At 46.1% G+C, this 17,923-nt stretch carries 13 protein-coding genes; 3 read left to right on the top strand and 10 right to left on the bottom strand.

From position 1 onward, the window contains the following. Positions 1-132: 132 nt before the first annotated feature. Positions 133-1,779 carry a UxaA family hydrolase gene (locus tag C7475_RS25775; protein WP_110056294.1) on the top strand — a complete coding sequence of 549 codons (1,647 nt, stop codon included), beginning with the start codon at positions 133-135 and terminating at the stop codon, positions 1,777-1,779. An 87-nt stretch (positions 1,780-1,866) separates the two neighbouring features. Here the strand turns inward: C7475_RS25775 and C7475_RS25770 are convergent, their stop codons facing one another. The 5 genes from C7475_RS25770 to C7475_RS25750 form a co-directional block, all read right to left on the bottom strand. Further along, a complete protein-coding gene (locus tag C7475_RS25770; protein ID WP_233259964.1) occupies positions 1,867-3,219 on the bottom strand; it encodes an MFS transporter in 1,353 nt (450 codons plus the stop codon). Positions 3,220-3,693: 474 nt separating this feature from the next. Further along, positions 3,694-4,359, bottom strand: a complete 666-nt coding sequence (locus C7475_RS25765; RefSeq protein WP_110056292.1) for a bifunctional 4-hydroxy-2-oxoglutarate aldolase/2-dehydro-3-deoxy-phosphogluconate aldolase — start codon at positions 4,357-4,359, stop codon at positions 3,694-3,696. A gap of 3 nt (positions 4,360-4,362) precedes the next feature. Continuing rightward, positions 4,363-5,361 (bottom strand): sugar kinase, encoded by a 999-nt coding sequence (locus C7475_RS25760; protein ID WP_110056291.1) that lies wholly within the window; start codon positions 5,359-5,361, stop codon positions 4,363-4,365. A 14-nt stretch (positions 5,362-5,375) separates the two neighbouring features. Next, complete coding sequence (gene uxaC, locus C7475_RS25755) at positions 5,376-6,770, bottom strand: glucuronate isomerase (protein ID WP_110056290.1); 1,395 nt, start codon at positions 6,768-6,770, stop codon at positions 5,376-5,378. 15 nt (positions 6,771-6,785) lie between these two features. After that, positions 6,786-8,291, bottom strand: a complete 1,506-nt coding sequence (locus tag C7475_RS25750; protein ID WP_110056289.1) for a tagaturonate reductase — start codon at positions 8,289-8,291, stop codon at positions 6,786-6,788. A gap of 179 nt (positions 8,292-8,470) precedes the next feature. Between C7475_RS25750 and mnmA the strand changes: the two genes are divergently transcribed. After that, entirely contained in the window at positions 8,471-9,574 is a 1,104-nt protein-coding gene (mnmA, locus tag C7475_RS25745; RefSeq protein ID WP_110056288.1) for a tRNA 2-thiouridine(34) synthase MnmA, read from the top strand. A 62-nt stretch (positions 9,575-9,636) separates the two neighbouring features. Here mnmA and C7475_RS25740 read toward each other — a convergent pair whose 3' ends face one another. The 4 genes from C7475_RS25740 to C7475_RS25725 form a co-directional block, all read right to left on the bottom strand. After that, on the bottom strand, positions 9,637-10,506 hold the full coding sequence (locus tag C7475_RS25740) for a hypothetical protein (protein ID WP_110056287.1): 870 nt from the start codon (positions 10,504-10,506) through the stop codon (positions 9,637-9,639). Between the two features lie 14 nt (positions 10,507-10,520). Further along, positions 10,521-11,681 carry an RsmB/NOP family class I SAM-dependent RNA methyltransferase gene (locus C7475_RS25735; protein WP_110056286.1) on the bottom strand — a complete coding sequence of 387 codons (1,161 nt, stop codon included), beginning with the start codon at positions 11,679-11,681 and terminating at the stop codon, positions 10,521-10,523. 112 nt (positions 11,682-11,793) lie between these two features. Further along, positions 11,794-13,365: a 2-oxoglutarate dehydrogenase complex dihydrolipoyllysine-residue succinyltransferase gene (gene odhB / locus C7475_RS25730; protein WP_110056285.1), complete on the bottom strand. Its 1,572-nt coding sequence runs from the start codon at positions 13,363-13,365 to the stop codon at positions 11,794-11,796. Between the two features lie 67 nt (positions 13,366-13,432). After that, a complete protein-coding gene (locus C7475_RS25725) occupies positions 13,433-16,183 on the bottom strand; it encodes a 2-oxoglutarate dehydrogenase E1 component (RefSeq protein ID WP_110056284.1) in 2,751 nt (916 codons plus the stop codon). 313 nt (positions 16,184-16,496) lie between these two features. Between C7475_RS25725 and rpsT the strand changes: the two genes are divergently transcribed. Then, complete coding sequence (gene rpsT / locus C7475_RS25720) at positions 16,497-16,751, top strand: 30S ribosomal protein S20 (RefSeq protein WP_089815682.1); 255 nt, start codon at positions 16,497-16,499, stop codon at positions 16,749-16,751. Between the two features lie 277 nt (positions 16,752-17,028). Here rpsT and C7475_RS25715 read toward each other — a convergent pair whose 3' ends face one another. Continuing rightward, on the bottom strand, positions 17,029-17,568 hold the full coding sequence (locus C7475_RS25715; protein WP_110056283.1) for a hypothetical protein: 540 nt from the start codon (positions 17,566-17,568) through the stop codon (positions 17,029-17,031). Positions 17,569-17,923 lie beyond the last annotated feature (355 nt).

Genomic DNA, 17,923 nt, shown 5'->3' with positions numbered 1-17,923 from the left:
CCTGTCTCAACAGGGCTGAAATGGTTTGGTTGAACACTTGTACGGCCCTGGTTGTTCTAAAGGTAAAATCTCATCATGGATTAAGATTTTAGTATTAACAGTGGGTGAGGTTATTTCATACTTTAGCTTATTATGAATACGTTTCTACAAATACATCCTGGCGACAATGTACTGGTAGCCCTGCAAGACCTGCAAAAAGGCTCAGAAGTCAGGTTTAATGGTTCCACAATTACTTTGCTGAAAGATGTTCCCGCTAAACATAAATTCATGATCACCGACGCTCAGACCGGCGATCCTATTACTATGTACGGTGTACTGGTAGGTAAAGCGAATACCCCCATTCATAAAGGGGAGATCATTACTACTGAAAATGTTAAACACGATGCCAATGCTTTCCATGAAAAAGACGGTATTATAGAATGGCAGAAACCTGACGTTTCAAGCTGGAAAAACCGCACCTTCATGGGCTTTCCCCGTAAAGACGGACAAGTGGGTACCCGTAATTACTGGCTGGTGATCCCATTGGTTTTCTGTGAAAACCGCAATGTAGGTGTTATTAAAACTGCCTTTGAAAGAGGCCTGGGATTTGCTCCAACCGAAATATACAATGAGCAGGTACAAGATCTCGTATCACTATACAAAAGCGGCGACCTGGATGCGATCAAAACATATAAAGCAGAAGCAGTAACGCTGACCAACAAACGCAATACCGTTTTCTCCAATATTGATGGTATCAAGTTCCTGACACATGAAGGTGGCTGCGGCGGTACACGCCAGGACTCAGATGCGCTCTGCGCCCTGCTGGCAGGTTACATACACCATCCTAATGTGGCTGGGGCCACTGTGTTAAGTCTGGGTTGCCAGCACGCACAGGTATCCATCCTGCAGGAATCACTGCGTAAACTGAACCCTGATTTTGATAAACCGGTATTGGTATTCGAACAGCAGAAAAGTGCTTCCGAGTTTGAGATGCTGTCTGACGCGATCAGGGATACATTCCTGGCACTGGTAGAAGCCGATAAGATCTCCCGCCAGCCAAGCCCCCTGTCGAAACTGGTGATCGGCCTGGAATGCGGTGGTTCTGATGGGTTCTCCGGCATCTCTGCCAACCCTGCTGTTGGACATACTTCTGACCTGCTGGTAGCTTTAGGAGGCAGTTCTATCCTGTCTGAGTTCCCGGAACTGTGCGGTGTAGAACAGGAACTGATCAACCGTTGTGTTGAAAAACAAACTTCTGATAAATTCATCCACATCATGCGGGCTTATGAAAGCCAGGCAGAGTTGGCGGGATCAGGCTTTTATATGAACCCTTCACCTGGCAATATCAAGGACGGTCTGATCACTGATGCTATCAAGTCGGCCGGTGCTGCTAAAAAAGGCGGTATTTCCCCTGTAGTGGATGTGCTGGACTATACAGAATATGTCACCAAACCAGGACTGAACCTCCTATGTACCCCTGGTAATGACGTGGAGTCCACTTCCGCAGAAGTAGGTTCAGGCGCTAACATCGTTCTATTCACCACAGGTCTTGGTACGCCAACCGGCAACCCGATCGCCCCTGTTGTTAAACTGGCTACCAATACCAAGCTGGCGACGCGTATGCCGGATATCATCGATATCAATACCGGTACGATTATCAGCGGTGAGAAAACCATTGAACAAATGGGAGAAGAGATCCTCGAATATGTGATCCAGGCTGCAAGCGGTGAGGTTAAAACAAAGGCTGAACTGTTAAATCAGGATGACTTCATTCCATGGAAACGCGGAGTAAGTCTGTAAACAACATAACTTCTTCAAGCATAAAAGATAAGGCTCAATTTTACGTGGTAAAATTGAGCCTTATCTTTATAATGAGTTCTAATCCTTTTAAAGCTTTACCTGCTCCATTCTTGGCGCGAACAGGTGCATGATGAGCCAGGCTAACAGATACATGCATCCACTGATAATGAACAGGATATTGTACCCTGCACCAATGTTGCCCTGTTCTTTATAGTAATCCAGCAAGTAGCCTACCACTATCGGAAACACACTCCCTCCTATGGACCCGGCCATGCCACCGATTCCTACTACTGAGCTTACCGCGTGTTTAGGGAACATGTCTGATGCAGTTGTGAAGATATTAGCAGACCATGCCTGATGTGCTGCCGCCGCTAAACTTATTAAACCAACTACTACCCAAATATTGTTAGTGGTTTTTGCAAACATGATCGGTACTACACAGATAGCAAAAAGCAACATGGACGTCTTACGTGCTTTGAACACAGGCCATCCCTTTTTGATCAGCCAGGACGATAAATATCCACCGCCAATACTTCCTACCGTAGTAGCGGTATAAATAACGAATAACTGCAAATTCGGCTTTTTGAAATCCAGGTTAAATGTAGTGGCAAAGTAAGAAGGCAGCCAGAACAGGAAGAACCACCAGATGGGGTCTGTCAGCAATTTACCGAATACGAACGCCCATGTTTGTTTTACTCCCAACAACTGTTTCCAGCTTACGCTCTTATTTTCATGAGGAGCGGACGCTGATGCTACTGCAGCTGCGGTTACCGGTTTAACTCCTGCCGGGATCTCTTCAGTAGTTACAGCATCATCACTGTGGATATGATCGTATTCTGCCTGAGTCAGTTTTTTATGACGGGCAGGGATCTCATACATAACCGCCCAGAAGATCAGCCACACAAATCCTATTAATCCCGTCCAGATAAACGCGTGTTGCCAACCGTAATTACCTGCAAGCCATGGAACTACAATGGGAGCAATTACAGCGCCGATATTAGCGCCGGAATTGAAAATACCGGTTGCCAGCGCACGCTCCTTCTTCGGGAACCATTCCGCTACGGTCTTAATCGCAACAGGGAAGTTGCCGGATTCGCCCAGACCGAGGAATACACGCGCCATTCCAAATCCAAATGTTGTTTTGGCCAGGGCATGTCCCATTGCAGCGATACTCCATACTACAATGGAGAGAATATATCCCATCTTCGTACCTATCTTATCTACAAGACGGCCGAACACTAACAGGCCCACTGCATATGCGGCCGCAAATGCGGACATCATATTACCAAAATCTTTCTCCGTCCAGTTAAATTGATCTGGCCCCATTAATATAGGCTTCAACAGCCCAATTACCTGGCGGTCTATATAGTTAATTGTAGTTGCAAAGAAGAGTAATGCACAAATGCGCCAACGATATTTTCCTATGGTAGTGGAATCCATGCCTTTCATTTTGGAATTTATAAAGTGCTATCAATTTACAACACTCTGCTGAATAATGCAAACGTTTGCATCTTTTGATGTATGAACGGTATTTTAGTTTGAATCGGACTTATGCGGAGCGACGGCAGTGGTACGCGGCTTTCAGGTGGGATCCCTGGCTGTAGTTCTTTGAAGTTCTTTACTATCAGGCGTTGGCAGACGGTTTAGCTTTGGATTATCCATTAACCCCCTGGTTGATCGCGTCAGCACACTTCAAATAACTAAGGCCAGGGATCTCCACCTGAAACCGCCGGATGCTTTTGGTCTTACTATCAAATTAAGGAGGCACAGCCGGACCTTTGTCTGTTTGACAATAATATATTTTCCTGTTTAGCTTTACTGATCCTTCTGTCTGTTGCTTAACAGTGGAAGCCGCTATAATTATCAGTAACCAGCATGGTTATCGTATGGGTAACAGCTGATCCTTGATCGTTATTATTTACTTATACTTTTCACCAGCTCTACGAGGCTTGACATCTGCGCACGCAATGCAGTCCAGTCCTTCTTGTCTATCAGGTCTTTATTCAGCAGGTTAGAGCCCATCCCTACACATACTACTCCTGCGTCCAGCCAGGATTGTACGCTTTCCTTCGTGGGTTCTACACCACCTGTAGGCATGAACTTCATTTTAGGGAATAAGGGCTTGATAGCTTTTACGAAACCTGGTCCCAGTACATTGCCGGGAAATAGTTTTGTTAACGGCGCCTGATGTTTTTCCGCTATGGCAATTTCAGAAGGCGTCATACAACCGGGTATCCATACAATGTTCTCTTTCCTGCAACTCTCTGCTACACCGGCATCTATGATAGGGCTTACAATGAAATCAGCGCCCATATCTGCAAATGCTTTTACATCTTCCCCATTCTTAATGGTACCAATACCCAGATACATATCTGGCATAGTAGCTTTCTTCTTTTCCTGCATGGCGGTGAAATTACGTCGTGCTCCTTCTCCGCGGTTGGTAAACTCAAACACACGAAGTCCGGCGTCATAACAAGCCTGCAGTACTTCTATACATACTGCTGCATCATCATGGTAGAATACAGGAATTACTTTACTACGCTCAAACGCGCCTATGATCTCTGCTGCTGGTGCTGCCATGTCTTATATCAGTTTTAAGATGTCTGCTTTATCTGTTAAATTAAAATCTCCTTTCAGGAATAACTTTGACCAGGCTGCGGCTGCAGCAAACGAGATCGTTTGTTGTGCGTCCATACCGCTTACCTGCGCATGTATCAGTCCTGCCATAAAACTATCTCCACTACCCACACGGTCCACTACTGCATTTGTTTCATATTGTTTTGATACTTTCAGTTCTCCTTTTTCATACCAGGTAGCATAGTAGAGGTTATGCGTAAATGCATTGGAAAAACGGAAGGTGAAAGCTACCTGTTTACAGCGGGGATATTTCTCGGTAATATCTTTAGCAACAACTGCTGCTTCCGCGAGGTATGTTTCTTTACTAGCTGTTTCCAATGCTACAGTGTTCAATTTGGTATCCAGCATCTGATGGGCGGCCCATATGTTACCCATGATCACATCGCAATACTGCACCAGTTCCGGCATCACTGCAAACGGCTGCTTGCCATACTGCCACAACTTACTGCGATAGTTCAGATCTGTAGATATCTTCAATCCTTTACGGGATGCTGCTTCTAACACTTCTTTACAGATAGTGGCTGCATCTTCATTCAACGCAGGTGTTAGCGCACTCCAGTGAAACCACTCTGCATCTCCCAGCAAACTATCCCAATCCACCGTACCTGGCTGGATCTGGCTGAAGGAAGAATATTTTCTGTCGTATACTACGCCTGCATTTTTCAGGTCAGTGCCTTGTTCCAGGAAATAAATGCCGATACGGTCACCTCCTTTCAACATGCGGTCTGTTGCTATTCCGAGCGACTCCAGTTGTTCCAGTACCTGCGTGGCAATACCATTGTCAGGTACTTTACTGATGTATGATACCGGTGTGCCCCAACGCGCCAAAGCAGCTGCTACGTTGGCTTCCGCGCCGCCTACATACAAGGCTGCGCTGTTTTTGCCCCACTCCGGCGACAAGCGTAATAATATCTCTCCGAATGAAATTACTTTAACTGGCTTCATGCTTCTTGTAGGGTCTAAAATCCAAAATACGATCTGGCGTTATTGTAACTGATGTCCTGCACCATCTTGCCCAGCCATTTAATATCTGCGGGCAACTCGCCGTTTTCTACATCGTTACCTATGAGGTTACACAAAATACGGCGAAAATACTCATGTCGGGAATACGAGAGGAAACTTCTTGAATCGGTCAGCATTCCTACAAACCTGCTTAATAGGCCCATATTGCTCAACGTATTCATCTGCTTCTCCATCCCGTCTTTCTGGTCCAGGAACCACCAGCCGGAACCGAATTGCATCTTTCCCGGAACAGTGCCATCCTGGAAGTTGCCTACCATAGTGGCAAACACTTCGTTGTATGCAGGGTTCAGGTTATATACTACCGTCTTTGCAAGTTTATCTTTTTTGTCCAGCCTGTCCAGGAATGCTGACATTGCCTGCGCTACCTGCCAGTCGCCGATCGAATCCACACCGGCGTCTGCACCTACCCTGCTTACCAAACGGCTGTTGTTATTGCGGATGGCGCCTACGTGGAACTGTTGTACCCAGCCACGTTCATGGTTCCATTCGCAGATAATATGTAGTGTGCCTGCTTTAAAAGCATCTGCTTCTTCCGGTGTCAGTGGCTGTCCCTTACGCAGTTTTGCGTAAGATGCAGCCAATCCTTCCTGCGTAAAATTACCCGCGTAGAAGGTGCTGATGCCATGATCGGACAGGCGGCCTCCGTTTGCATGGAAATAGTCGTGGCGGCTGCGTAACGCGTCTATGAACTGGCTGTAGGTATCTGTATTGACACCTGCTGCCGCACCTAGTTTATCTGCGTAAGCATTAAATGCTGCAACGTCCTCCACTCCTATGGCCCTGTCGGGTCTGAATGTCGGCAATACACGCACTTTAAAAGAAGATCGGCTGATCTCTTTATGATGCTCCAGGGAATCACAGGGATCATCAGTAGTGCACAATGTGTCTACTTTAAAATGCTGCAATAATGCCTGGGTCGTCCACTTAGAAAGTTGTTCGTTACAATGCTCATACACCCGCTCCGCACTGTCCTTATCTAACAATTGCTTTACGCCAAAAGGGTTCAGCAATTCCATATGTGTCCAATGGTACAACGGATTCCTCATCGTATAAGGCACCGTTTCCGCCCATCGTATGAATTTGGTATAGTCATCTGTATTGCCCGTGATATCCTCTTCCGCTACCCCATTTGCACGCATAGCGCGCCATTTATAGTGGTCGCCTTTCAGCCACATGGCTGTCAGGTTCTCAAACTGACGGTTAGCGGCAATCTCGTCCGGCGGCAGGTGATTATGATAATCGATGATAGGCATCTCTTTTGCATAATCGTGGAATAGCTGTTTTGCCGTTTCTGTCTGTAACAGAAAATCAGCACCTAAGAATTGTTTCATAAACGATCTGGTTCCTTATAATACTTTACTATAGCTGTCTGCATATGCTTTCACTCCTTCCTGTAACATACCGGTTAAGTGAGCGGCTACCGCATCCACAAAACCAGGGATCTGCGACAGGTCAGTTTCCCATAAACGCTTGTCGGCACTGACAGCGTGTACCATTTCCGTAACAGCTGCACTTCCCTTACCGGTTATGCCTGCCCAATACGCTGCAAAGATGGCGATATTATCATCTGTGATGGCATAATATTCTGTTCCCCGCTTACCAAAATACTGCCCGTTCTCCTGCTTTTCAGGTCGCAGGAACAACAGCATTGCTGCAAAGCCCAGACACATGGACGCTGGTAATGCCTGCTGCTGCTCATAATAACGGGTGATGGTACGCACGTTCCTGGCATTCATCTTCATACTTTCCTGGAAGGTGATGCTCAACAGCTTATGCGCAATGTTCGGATTGGCAAAGCGGTCCAGTACATCTTCTGCAAATTCAGGCGCCTGCGGACAGATCCCCTTCAGCGTAGGCAGGATCTCATCTATGACCACTGTACGGAAGAAGGAACGCATATACGCATCTTCCATACATTCAACAACGGTGTTCAGACCACTGAGATAACCCAAAGGCACTGATATTGTATGGCTTCCATTCAGGATCCTGAGTTTCTGTTCGCGGAAAGGCGTAATGTCCGGGGCTATCAGCATCCGGGCGTCCGTTTGATGGAATCCGAGGATGTCCTTTACCCGTACATCTCCTTCTATCGCCCAAAGCAGGTATGGTTCAGCGTCTATCCACAGGCTGTCCTTATATCCTGCTTTTTCTTCCAGGGCTGCCAGTTCTTTTGGTTTGCCAGGTACGATCCTGTCCACCAGTGAACTGCAGAAATGATTGTACTTTTCGACCCATTCCGTGAAAGCCGGTGGCAGATCGTTATATTTTGCCAGTTTCAGCACGATCTCTTTGAGTAACTGTCCGTTATTTACGACCAGCTCTGTCGGTACGATCACAAATCCGGTGTTAGAAGCGCCTTTGAAGTACTGGAAGCGCTTCCAGAGCACTGCCAGCAGCTTTCCGGGAAATGATGCCGGTACGCCGTCTATTTTTTCTTCCACATATTGGATCCCTACCTCAGTGGTATTGGAAATGATCGTTTGCAGGGTTGGCTGGTGCACAGCCTCCAAAACCTTCTGCCAGTCTGCATTCGATTGCAAAACACGGCTAACAGAAGCATTGATAAGCACATCATTCACCAGTTCCCCCTGGGAAATCCCCTTAATATTAGTAGTATATAAGTTATCCTGCTGGCTGAACTCCAGGGTATCGCCCCCCGTAGACTTCACCACTACGATCCTTCCCTGGTATACTCCCTGTTTGTTGGCTTTATCCACCAGGTAATCCACAAGGCCCCGTAGCAGCACTCCTGTGCCAAACTGTAAAATTTTCTCCGGATAGTTGAAATAGCTCTCTGACACCCCCAGTTCCGGATGCTTCAATACATGAGCTTTATTTAAAATAGGTAACATATTAGGTTTTTTAATAAACGCAGAACTCCGACCATTAAATATAAAACGAATACTTGACAGTCCATAGCCATTACTCAATATCCGGATAGATTTACTCTTTCCGATTCATGTCATAATATTACCCCCAGGGAGGTGTCTCGACTAATTTCTGTAATTTTGCGCACTTAATATTAATAACAATGAGCAGACATGGTAAGGTTCTGGTAGCGATGAGCGGCGGTATAGATAGTACCGTTACCGCCCTGATGCTCCATGAACAAGGGTATGAAGTGGTGGGTATCACCATGAAGACCTGGGATTATGCATCTGCCGGCTCCAGCAAGAAAGAAACCGGGTGCTGTAACCTGGATTCCTTTAATGATGCCCGCGCAGCAGCCGTACACCACGGTTTCCCGCACTTCGTACTGGATATCAGGGACGAATTCGGGGATTTTGTTATCAATAACTTTGTAGACGAATATATAGCAGGCCGCACGCCCAATCCTTGCGTTCTGTGCAATACCCATATAAAATGGCGCGCGTTGATGAAACGTGCCGATGCCATGGACTGTGCCTTTATTGCAACAGGACACTATGCACAGATCAGGGAAGAAGACAGCCGCTTCGTACTCAGCAAGGGTATTGATGAACTGAAAGACCAGAGCTACGTATTGTGGGGCCTCCAGCAGGATGTGCTGGCCCGTACCATACTTCCCCTGGGTAAATACCGCAAAACGGAGATCCGCCAGATGGCGTTTGACTTCGGCTACCCGGAACTGGCAAAAAAAGCAGAAAGCTATGAGATCTGCTTTGTACCTGACAATGACTACCGCGGTTTCCTGAGACGTAAAGTGGATGGCCTGGAAGAACAGGTCAATGGCGGCAATTTCGTACTGAGAGACGGCACGATCGTAGGTCATCATAAGGGTTACCCCTTCTACACGATCGGACAGCGTAAAGGGCTTGATATTGCCCTGGGACGCCCGGTGTTCGTTACCGAGATCATCCCCGAAACCAATACCGTTGTATTGGGTAATGAAGATGAACTGAACAGGAACGAAATGACCGTTTCAGGTATCAACTTTATCAAGTACGATCACATTCCGGAAGGTATGGAAGCGATCACCAAGATCCGTTATAAGGATAAAGGCGCGCTCAGCAACCTGTATAATGTAGACGGTAAGGTGAATGTGAACTTCTATGAGCACGTGAAAGGTATCGCTCCGGGTCAGTCAGCCGTCTTCTATGAAGGAGATGATGTGATTGCAGGAGGTATTATTCAGAGAACTGTTCTACCACAGTAATATTTACATCCAGATATAAAAAAGGTGCTTCAATAAACTGAGGCACCTTTTATTTTTATTTTCTACCTGTAAGTGATCTTTCTCGTTGTCACTCCGGACCAGCCTTTATCTTTCGGCTGCTCTTTCTTCATTGTCCAGTTACCCGTGTTATCGTATGTATATTCTGTCGCATAACTGAGCGCCTCATTCATCATCTTACCAAAGCCTTCTTTCGTCATATGATCACCTGTGTATTGTTCCCATGATACAGGATTCCCCTGACTGTCATATTTCCTGGTCACTTTATACGATGCCTTATTATCCTCGTACACATATATTCCAACCAGCTGATTATGCTGATCAAATTCATATACTATTGTTCCCGCATTGATAACGTTCGTTACAGTTATGTGATCTTCCTTTGTACCAATATAAATGTCCTTAATTTTCACACCATCCGCTCCATTAACGACTAAGGAATCGCCTGCCTTATTATACACGTACGAACGACGGCTTTCTGTACTATAAACACGGTTCGTTTTTTCTATCCGTCTGCCGGAAGCATCGTATTTAAAACGATCTACATTATAAATGACCCGACGATCATCAGAATTGATCAGTTCAAATATTCTTCCTGCCGAATCGTACCGGATGGTCAGTGTATCATAGGGCATTCTTTTAGTCACAGTAGCAATCTGGTACAAACGATGGTCCTTAAACGAATACTCCTTTAATGTCGTATCTCTCTTCACATAACCATCGCCTGCTTTGAGCTCTCTGCAATAAACTTCTGAGATGTGTGCAATGTCACCTTTGAATGTCTCAGGGCGGTATGCCACAGTGATATCCTCATTCAGTACTCTTTCCCTGATCAAAGCGATCCTGTCAACTTCTTCCTGCGATGATGATTTACATGCTGTAACGAACAGCAACAAATACAGTACTTTTTTCATGAAGCTTTTAGGGTTTATTTCTTTATCATCTTTACTGCAAACATACTGTCTGCACGCTGTCCATAGCCCGTTATTACGCCACCTTCCTGTTGTTCCAATCCACTTCCTTCTTCAAGGAATGTTACCACGTCTTCATTCTCCTTTTTAAACACAGAACAGGTAATATACGTCAGCGTTCCTCCGGGTTTTAACAGCTGTACTACATTGGAAGCGATCTTTTGCTGCAACTGCTGATATTCCGTGATCTGTTTTTCGTTGAAGAAAGACAGACTTTCCGGTGTACGCCCCCAGGTACCTGATCCGGAGCAGGGAGCATCCAGGATAATATGATCGAAGCGGCGTTCTTTTATAACTGATAATAATACCGGCGCTGTCAGGTCCATTACAACACTCTCATAATGCCTGATCCCAGCCTCTTTAAACCGTTGATGCAGATTTTGAATGATAGAGGCCCGTACATCACTCACCAGCAGTTTTACGGCCGGTTGTTTATCTAATAACAGGATCGATTTTCCTCCGCTGGCAGCGCAGCTGTCCCACCACAATTCTCCTGGCTGTGCATTGAACAATGCACCCACCTTTTGCGATGACGCATCCTGGATCTCATACCAGCTTTTATCTGTAATGATAGCATCGATCTTGGTGCTGTTGGGCAATGCGATCGTATCTTCGTCCAGTACTTCAAATGTGACTTCTGCTTTTTCCAGCAGGCGTACTATTGAGAACCGTTTATTGTTCCGTGTCCTGATGAACAGCTGCGGCTGTACAAAGAATGAACGGCAGAAGGCTTCAATATCTATACCGGCCGACAATTCCTGGATATACGGAAATACCTGTGTAACATCATTTATCCCTAACAACGACAACTTCGCTTCAACCGGCAATGTGATCTTTTCATTCAGTTCCGGATGAAAATGCCGCAGCAGTTCATTCCCTTCCTGTTCACATAAAAAGGCGCCCAGCAATATTCTTTCAGAAGTGCTCTTCGCTCCTTTCAACAGGTATCCCATCCGGTAATACTGATATACCAGTTGAGAGATCTGTCGCCTGTCCCGGCTTCCCATATAAGGATGCTCTTTAAAGAACCCTTTCAGAAAATGATGCAATGGCAGGCTGCCATCGTAAGCGACAATGATCTTTTCAGCAGCAGCTAAATAATTTTCCCAACGGATCATATAGCGATTAATGCGGGCGGCTCAAAAATGCAAAACGCTTAACGCGATTGGCAATAAGGCAATCAGGCGTTAAGCGTTTCCGCAATTATGTGCGTTCCGCGTTTTGCGGTGATTAGAGTTTAAGTAATGCTTTCAGCGGATCTTTTCCGAACAATAACTGTTCAGGATTTTCCAGCATTTCTTTTACACGTACCAGGAAGCTTACTGATTCACGACCATCAATGATACGATGATCGTAGCTCAGCGCCAGGTACATCATCGGACGGATCACTACCTGTCCGTTTACAGCCATCGGGCGTTCCTGGATCTTGTGCATACCTAAGATCGCAGACTGAGGAATGTTAATGATCGGAGTACTCATCAGTGAACCGAACACGCCTCCGTTGGTGATAGTGAAAGTACCACCGGTCATTTCATCCATGGTGAGTTTGTTGTCACGGGCTTTGGTAGCCAGTTCTACTACTTTCTTCTCGATCTGCGCCATATCCAGGCTTTCTGCGTTGCGGATCACCGGTACTACCAGACCTTTCGGTGCAGATACGGCAATTGATACGTCACAGAAATCGTGGTATACCAGTTCTTCTCCGTCGATATATGCATTTACAGAAGGGAATTCCTTCAATGCAAAACAACATGCTTTTGTGAAGAAGCTCATGAAGCCCAGGTTCACCTCATGCTGTTTCTTGAAGATCTCTTTGTATTTAGCGCGCAGGTCCATGATGTTGGTCATGTCCACTTCATTGAAAGTGGTCAGCATCGCTGTTGTATTCTTAGCTTCAACCAGGCGGCGGGATACGGTCTTACGCAGGTTGCTCATCTTCTCGCGGCGTTCTGCGCGGGTGAACATTTCCTGACCGATAGCCACACCAGGGTTCTGAAGTGCTGCGAATACGTCGTCTTTCATGATCTTGCCATGTGCACCTGTACCCTTGATGGAGGATGGGTCCACGTGTTTGTCTGCAATTACAGCAGCAGCTACAGGACTAGCCTTTACATCGTTCGGGATAGCGGTCACCGGCGCCTGCTGTGCCTGCGGAGCAGCCTGTGGTTTTGCAGCAGGAGCTGTTGCGGCAGCTGGTTGTGCTTTACCGGCAGGACGACCTACACTGGTATCTATTTTAGCGATAGGATCACCTATCTTTAATACGTCTCCTTCTTTACCGAGTGTTTGTAATGCACCGGCTTCTTCGGCATTCAGTTCGAAAGTCGCTTTCTCTGATTCCAGTTCACAGATGACTTCATCACGTTCCACATACTCACCATCTTTCTTCAGCCATTTGATCAGTGTTACTTCACTGATAGACTCACCCACAGTAGGCACCTTCATCTCAATGGTTCCTTTGTTCACCGCCGGTGCTGCAGGAGCAGCTTCGGCAACGGGAGCAGGTGCAGATGCAGCGGCAACAGGCGCAGCTGCGGCCGGAGCGCTGGCGCCCGCAGGAGCAGCAGCATCCGTATCAATTGTACAAGCAACATCGCCTACTTTTAAAGTAGCGCCTTCAGGGGCTGCAATTTTTAATACCCCTGCCTTTTCTGCATTCAGTTCAAAGGTGGCTTTTTCAGATTCCAGTTCACAGATCACCTCATCCTGCTGCACATAATCTCCGTCTTTCTTCAACCACTTTGCAATTGTTACCTCGCTAATAGATTCTCCTACCGTAGGAACTTTGATTTCGATAGCCATATTTCTAATTTCTGTGTGCAATCAATGTTTAAAAGTGAAATCATCCTTCACTTTGTTCTCTATTCATCTAAATGTTAAATGCAGTCTCAATGATCTCGAGCTGTTCACGTGCATGTACCTTCGCGTATCCGGTTGCAGTGGCTGCACTTGGATTACGGCTGATCACACCGTAGTTGATCTGTTTCAGGTTCATCTGCAGATAAGAAGCAGCACCCATGTTCAGCGGCTCTTCCTGTACCCAGAACCAGGTAGCAGCTTTGTACTTCTGGTTCAGTGCTTCCAGTTGAACTACCGGCAGCGGATACAATTGCTCCAGCCTTACAATGGCTACATCTTTTCTATTCTCTTTCTGCTGTTTTTCACTCAGGTCAAAGTACATCTTACCGGTACACAGCAGTACTTTTTTCACTTTAGATGGATCATCAATATAATCATCATCCAGCACCTCTTTAAATCCTCCTTCTGTGAAGGCTGATATTGGTGAATAAGAACCTATATGCCTTAAGTTGGCCTTAGGTGCGAAGTTCACCAGCGGCTTGCGGAACTGCCAGGTTAACTGGCGGCGCAATGCGTGGAAGAAGTTAGCAGATGTCGTAATATTTGTAACGATCATATTGTATTCAGCACATGCCTGGAGGAACCTTTCAGGACGGGCATTAGAGTGGTCTGGTCCACCACCTTCATAACCATGTGGCAATAACATCACCAATCCGTTCTGCGTAGTCCATTTCTGTTCTCCACTGCTTATGTACTGGTCAATGACAGTTTGTGCACCATTGGCGAAGTCGCCATATTGTGCTTCCCACAGTACCAGGGTATGCGGATTTGCCATAGCATATCCGTATTCAAAACCCAGTACGGCAAATTCACTCAGCAACGAGTTATAGATACGGAACTGGCCCTGTTTTTCCTGCAGCTTGGCCAACCTGTTATAAGTTGCATTTGTATTTTCGTCAGTCAGGATCGCGTGACGGTGCGAGAAAGTACCTCTTTTCACGTCTTCACCACTCATACGTACATCCTTACCTTCAGCCAGCAGGCTTGCATATGCCAGCAGCTCGCCGGTTGCCCAGTCCAGCTTTCCTTCTGATTCGAACAGTTTTATTTTGTCCTGCAGCAGCTTTTCAACTTTACGTAATGGAACGAATTCTTTAGGCCATTCCATCAGCTTGCCAACCAGGCGTTTTACCTCTTCTTCTTTGATGGCAGTCACCGGCGACTGTTCAAAATCTTCGGGTTTAGACTTGCGTAATTCAGCCCACCACTGTTCAGGTTTCTGGTAAGTGTAAGGCAATGGGTGTTGTCTTACCTCATCCAGGCGTTCCTGCAGATCGGCCCAGAAGCTCTTTTCCATTTCCTTTGCCAGTTCCTGTACTTCCACTTCTCCTACCTGCAGCAATTTCTGCGTGTACACTTCTCTTGGGTTCGGATGTTTATCGATCAGTGCATAGAGGCTTGGCTGAGTGAACTTAGGTTCGTCACCTTCGTTATGCCCGTGCCGGCGGTAGCACAGTAGATCGATAAAGATATCTGAATTGAATTCCTGTCTGTAACGGGCTGCTATCTCGGCTACTTTTACTACCGCCTCTGCATCGTCGCCATTCACATGGAATACAGGCGCCTGTACGGTAGAAGCGATACTGGTACAATAGTCGGAAGAACGGGCATCGTCAAAGTCAGTTGTGAACCCGATCTGGTTATTGATCACCAGGTGCATGGTACCACCGGTATAATAGCCTTTCAGGTTGCTCATCTGGATGAGCTCATATATTACGCCCTGTCCTGCTACCGCGGCATCGCCGTGGATGAGGATAGGCAGTATTTTATCGTAATCGCTATTGTAGATCACGTCCGCTTTACTACGGGCAAAACCTGTTACCAGCGGGTCAACTACTTCCAGATGGGAAGGGTTAGGGATCAGCTGGAGGTTTACCTTGTTGCCGGATGGTGTTTCTACGATAGAATGGAAGCCGAGGTGATATTTTACATCACCGCTACCCATTGTCAGGTCAGGTACGGCATGTCCTTCAAATTCGTTGAAGATCTGCTCATACGTTTTACCCAGGATATTTGCCAATACGCTCAGACGGCCGCGGTGCGCCATACCGATCACTGCTTCCTGCACGCCTTCGGTAGCAGCAGTGTTGATGATAGCGTCCAGTGCCGGGATGGTGTTTTCTCCACCTTCCAGCCCGAAGCGTTTCTGACCTATATATTTAGTCTGGAGGAATTTTTCGAACATTACGCCCTGGTTCAGTTTCAGCAGGATGCGCTTTTTCTTTTCAAGGGTTACAGGTTGTTGCAGGGTGGTTTCCATTTCACGCTGCAGCCACTCTACCTTTTTGGCGTCGTTGATGTATGTGAATTCCAGGCCCACTGCAGCAGCATATACCTGCTTCAGTCGGTTCACGATATTTTCCAGGCTGGTCTTACCAAGACCCAGTACCTGACCGGCATAGAATTCTGTTTTCAGATCTGCTTCACCAAGTCCGTAAAAAGAGACGTCCAGGTTGGCCTGCCTATCCTTTCTTTCGCGGATAGGATTTGTTTTTGAGATCAGATGGCCTTTTTTACGGTAGGCCTGTATCAGTCTGTAAACATTGAGTTCCTTTGTTAACTGGTCACTGCTTACCGGTAAACCGGCGCCCGCCGCTCCCGGCGCTCCTGCCTTCCCATTAACATTATTTACCGCAAAGTCAAATCCTTCAAAAAACTTGCTCCATTCCGGGTCTACTGCGCCAGGGTCTTTACGGTAATCCTGGTATAACGATTCTATGTAGGCAGGATGTGAGTTGGTAACAAATGAGAAGTCCTTCATTTACAACGAGTTTTGCTAAAGCTTCGATTCAAATTGCTATTCTGTCGAATGCCCCATATATAATATATGGGATTGCAAATATCGTTGCTTTTTTGTGAAAGAAAAACGGAAAAATGGTGAAGGTTTAAAGCTTAATCCGAAACACTTAATCTACAATTCTTATATTAACCACTTTTCACTTGATTTTATTCAGTTTTAACTAACTTGCCGCCTTCTCAGGGCATCTGACCAAATATTCCCCTCAATTTCCATTTTATTTGTTTTCTAAATAACTAATCCATACCTTTGCCGTCCGAAACTTGAAATTAGAAAAATGGCAAACCATAAAGCAACGAAAAAAGACGTACGTCAAAGCAGAAAACGCAATGAGCGTAACCGTTACTACGGTAAAACTACCCGTAACGCGATCCGTGATCTGAAGAAATTGACTGAAAAGGCGGCTGCTGATGAAAAGTTGTCTGATGTGATCTCTATGATCGACAAGTTGGCTAAACGTAATGTTATTCATAAAAATAAAGCAGCCAACCTGAAAAGCAAACTTTCCAAGAAAGTAAACGCTATCGCGTAAGCGCTTTAGTCTAAATAATTCATACAACAGCTCTTCCTTTAACCGGGAAGGGCTTTTTGTTTTGTACATATACCATCTGAGCCTCTTCCCTTCCTGCTGTTTTCCCAGACCAACTTGAATACCTGGCGATTGGGGCGATTAAGTCAAAGCTACGCCTATCCACTTATAGCGCGGAATAACATATATCAAAAATATCCAAACCAGCTGGCAAATTAAAGCGTATTCGGGAATGGTCCCCCTTCTGAAAGAGGCCATTTGTAAACAGTGAAGACGTTTTTTAGGTAAGCAGCAATTCCTTTATGGTTGAATTCCCAGGCAAACTTTTCGCCACCACAATGACTTTACCACCCGCGGGCAGTGCCGCTGCTTTATAATACCAATCTACTCCATTCCGGCCCAAAAATGCCCGACCGCTTTCTGTAATAACCCCTTCAGCGTCTATCACCCTTACCTCCACTTCTGCTACCCGGAACTCATTCTGGGCTGTCACTACCACTTCCTCCTTTTCTAATCTGATATTCTGGACCTCAGGACTGCGGTAAGCATCCTTCACAGCCATATTATAGGCATTTTGCCCCGGCCCTGCCAGCGATTGGTAGTAAGCCTTGATCTGCGGATCTTCCAGCATCATATGCGCGCGCATCGAAGCGATAGCCATCTTATGCCTGGCCTCCAGCTGCTTTTGTGTAGGCTTTTTCTTTGATGGGCCGCGTTTCTTCGCCATAATGATCTGCCCGTTCCTTTCGTAGATCGTGATCTGCTTGCCGAGAGAGCCTCGTACAAGCTGCATGAGGATATTGTCTTTAACAATGGCCATAAAAAGGTCGTTTTGAGGTTAGTAATACAAGTTTCCTGTATCGTTTCTCTAAGGTACGTATAAGGATACTAAATTGACATCAAAATATCATTTAAAGGTCACTTCAATATCGATTTGATATATAGATAACCTCTTAATACCCTTTTGGTAACCTTTTAGTAGCCTTATATGAAGCCGATAGAAAGCCTATTGAGACACTCAATGCCCTACCTTTGAACTATTCTTGTTACCACCGCATGGCATGCCGCTGGCATACTTCATACACGAGACATATACGACGCATATACGACGCATCTCCGGACGTCCTGAACCAGACCGAGGTATAACTTTATTGTTTATTCCCTTTTATCCTGCC

Source organism: Chitinophaga sp. S165, assembly GCF_003182155.1.
Lineage (GTDB): Bacteria > Bacteroidota > Bacteroidia > Chitinophagales > Chitinophagaceae > Chitinophaga.
Note: the sequence above shows the minus strand (reverse complement) of the source record. Positions and strands in the feature narration are given on the sequence as shown.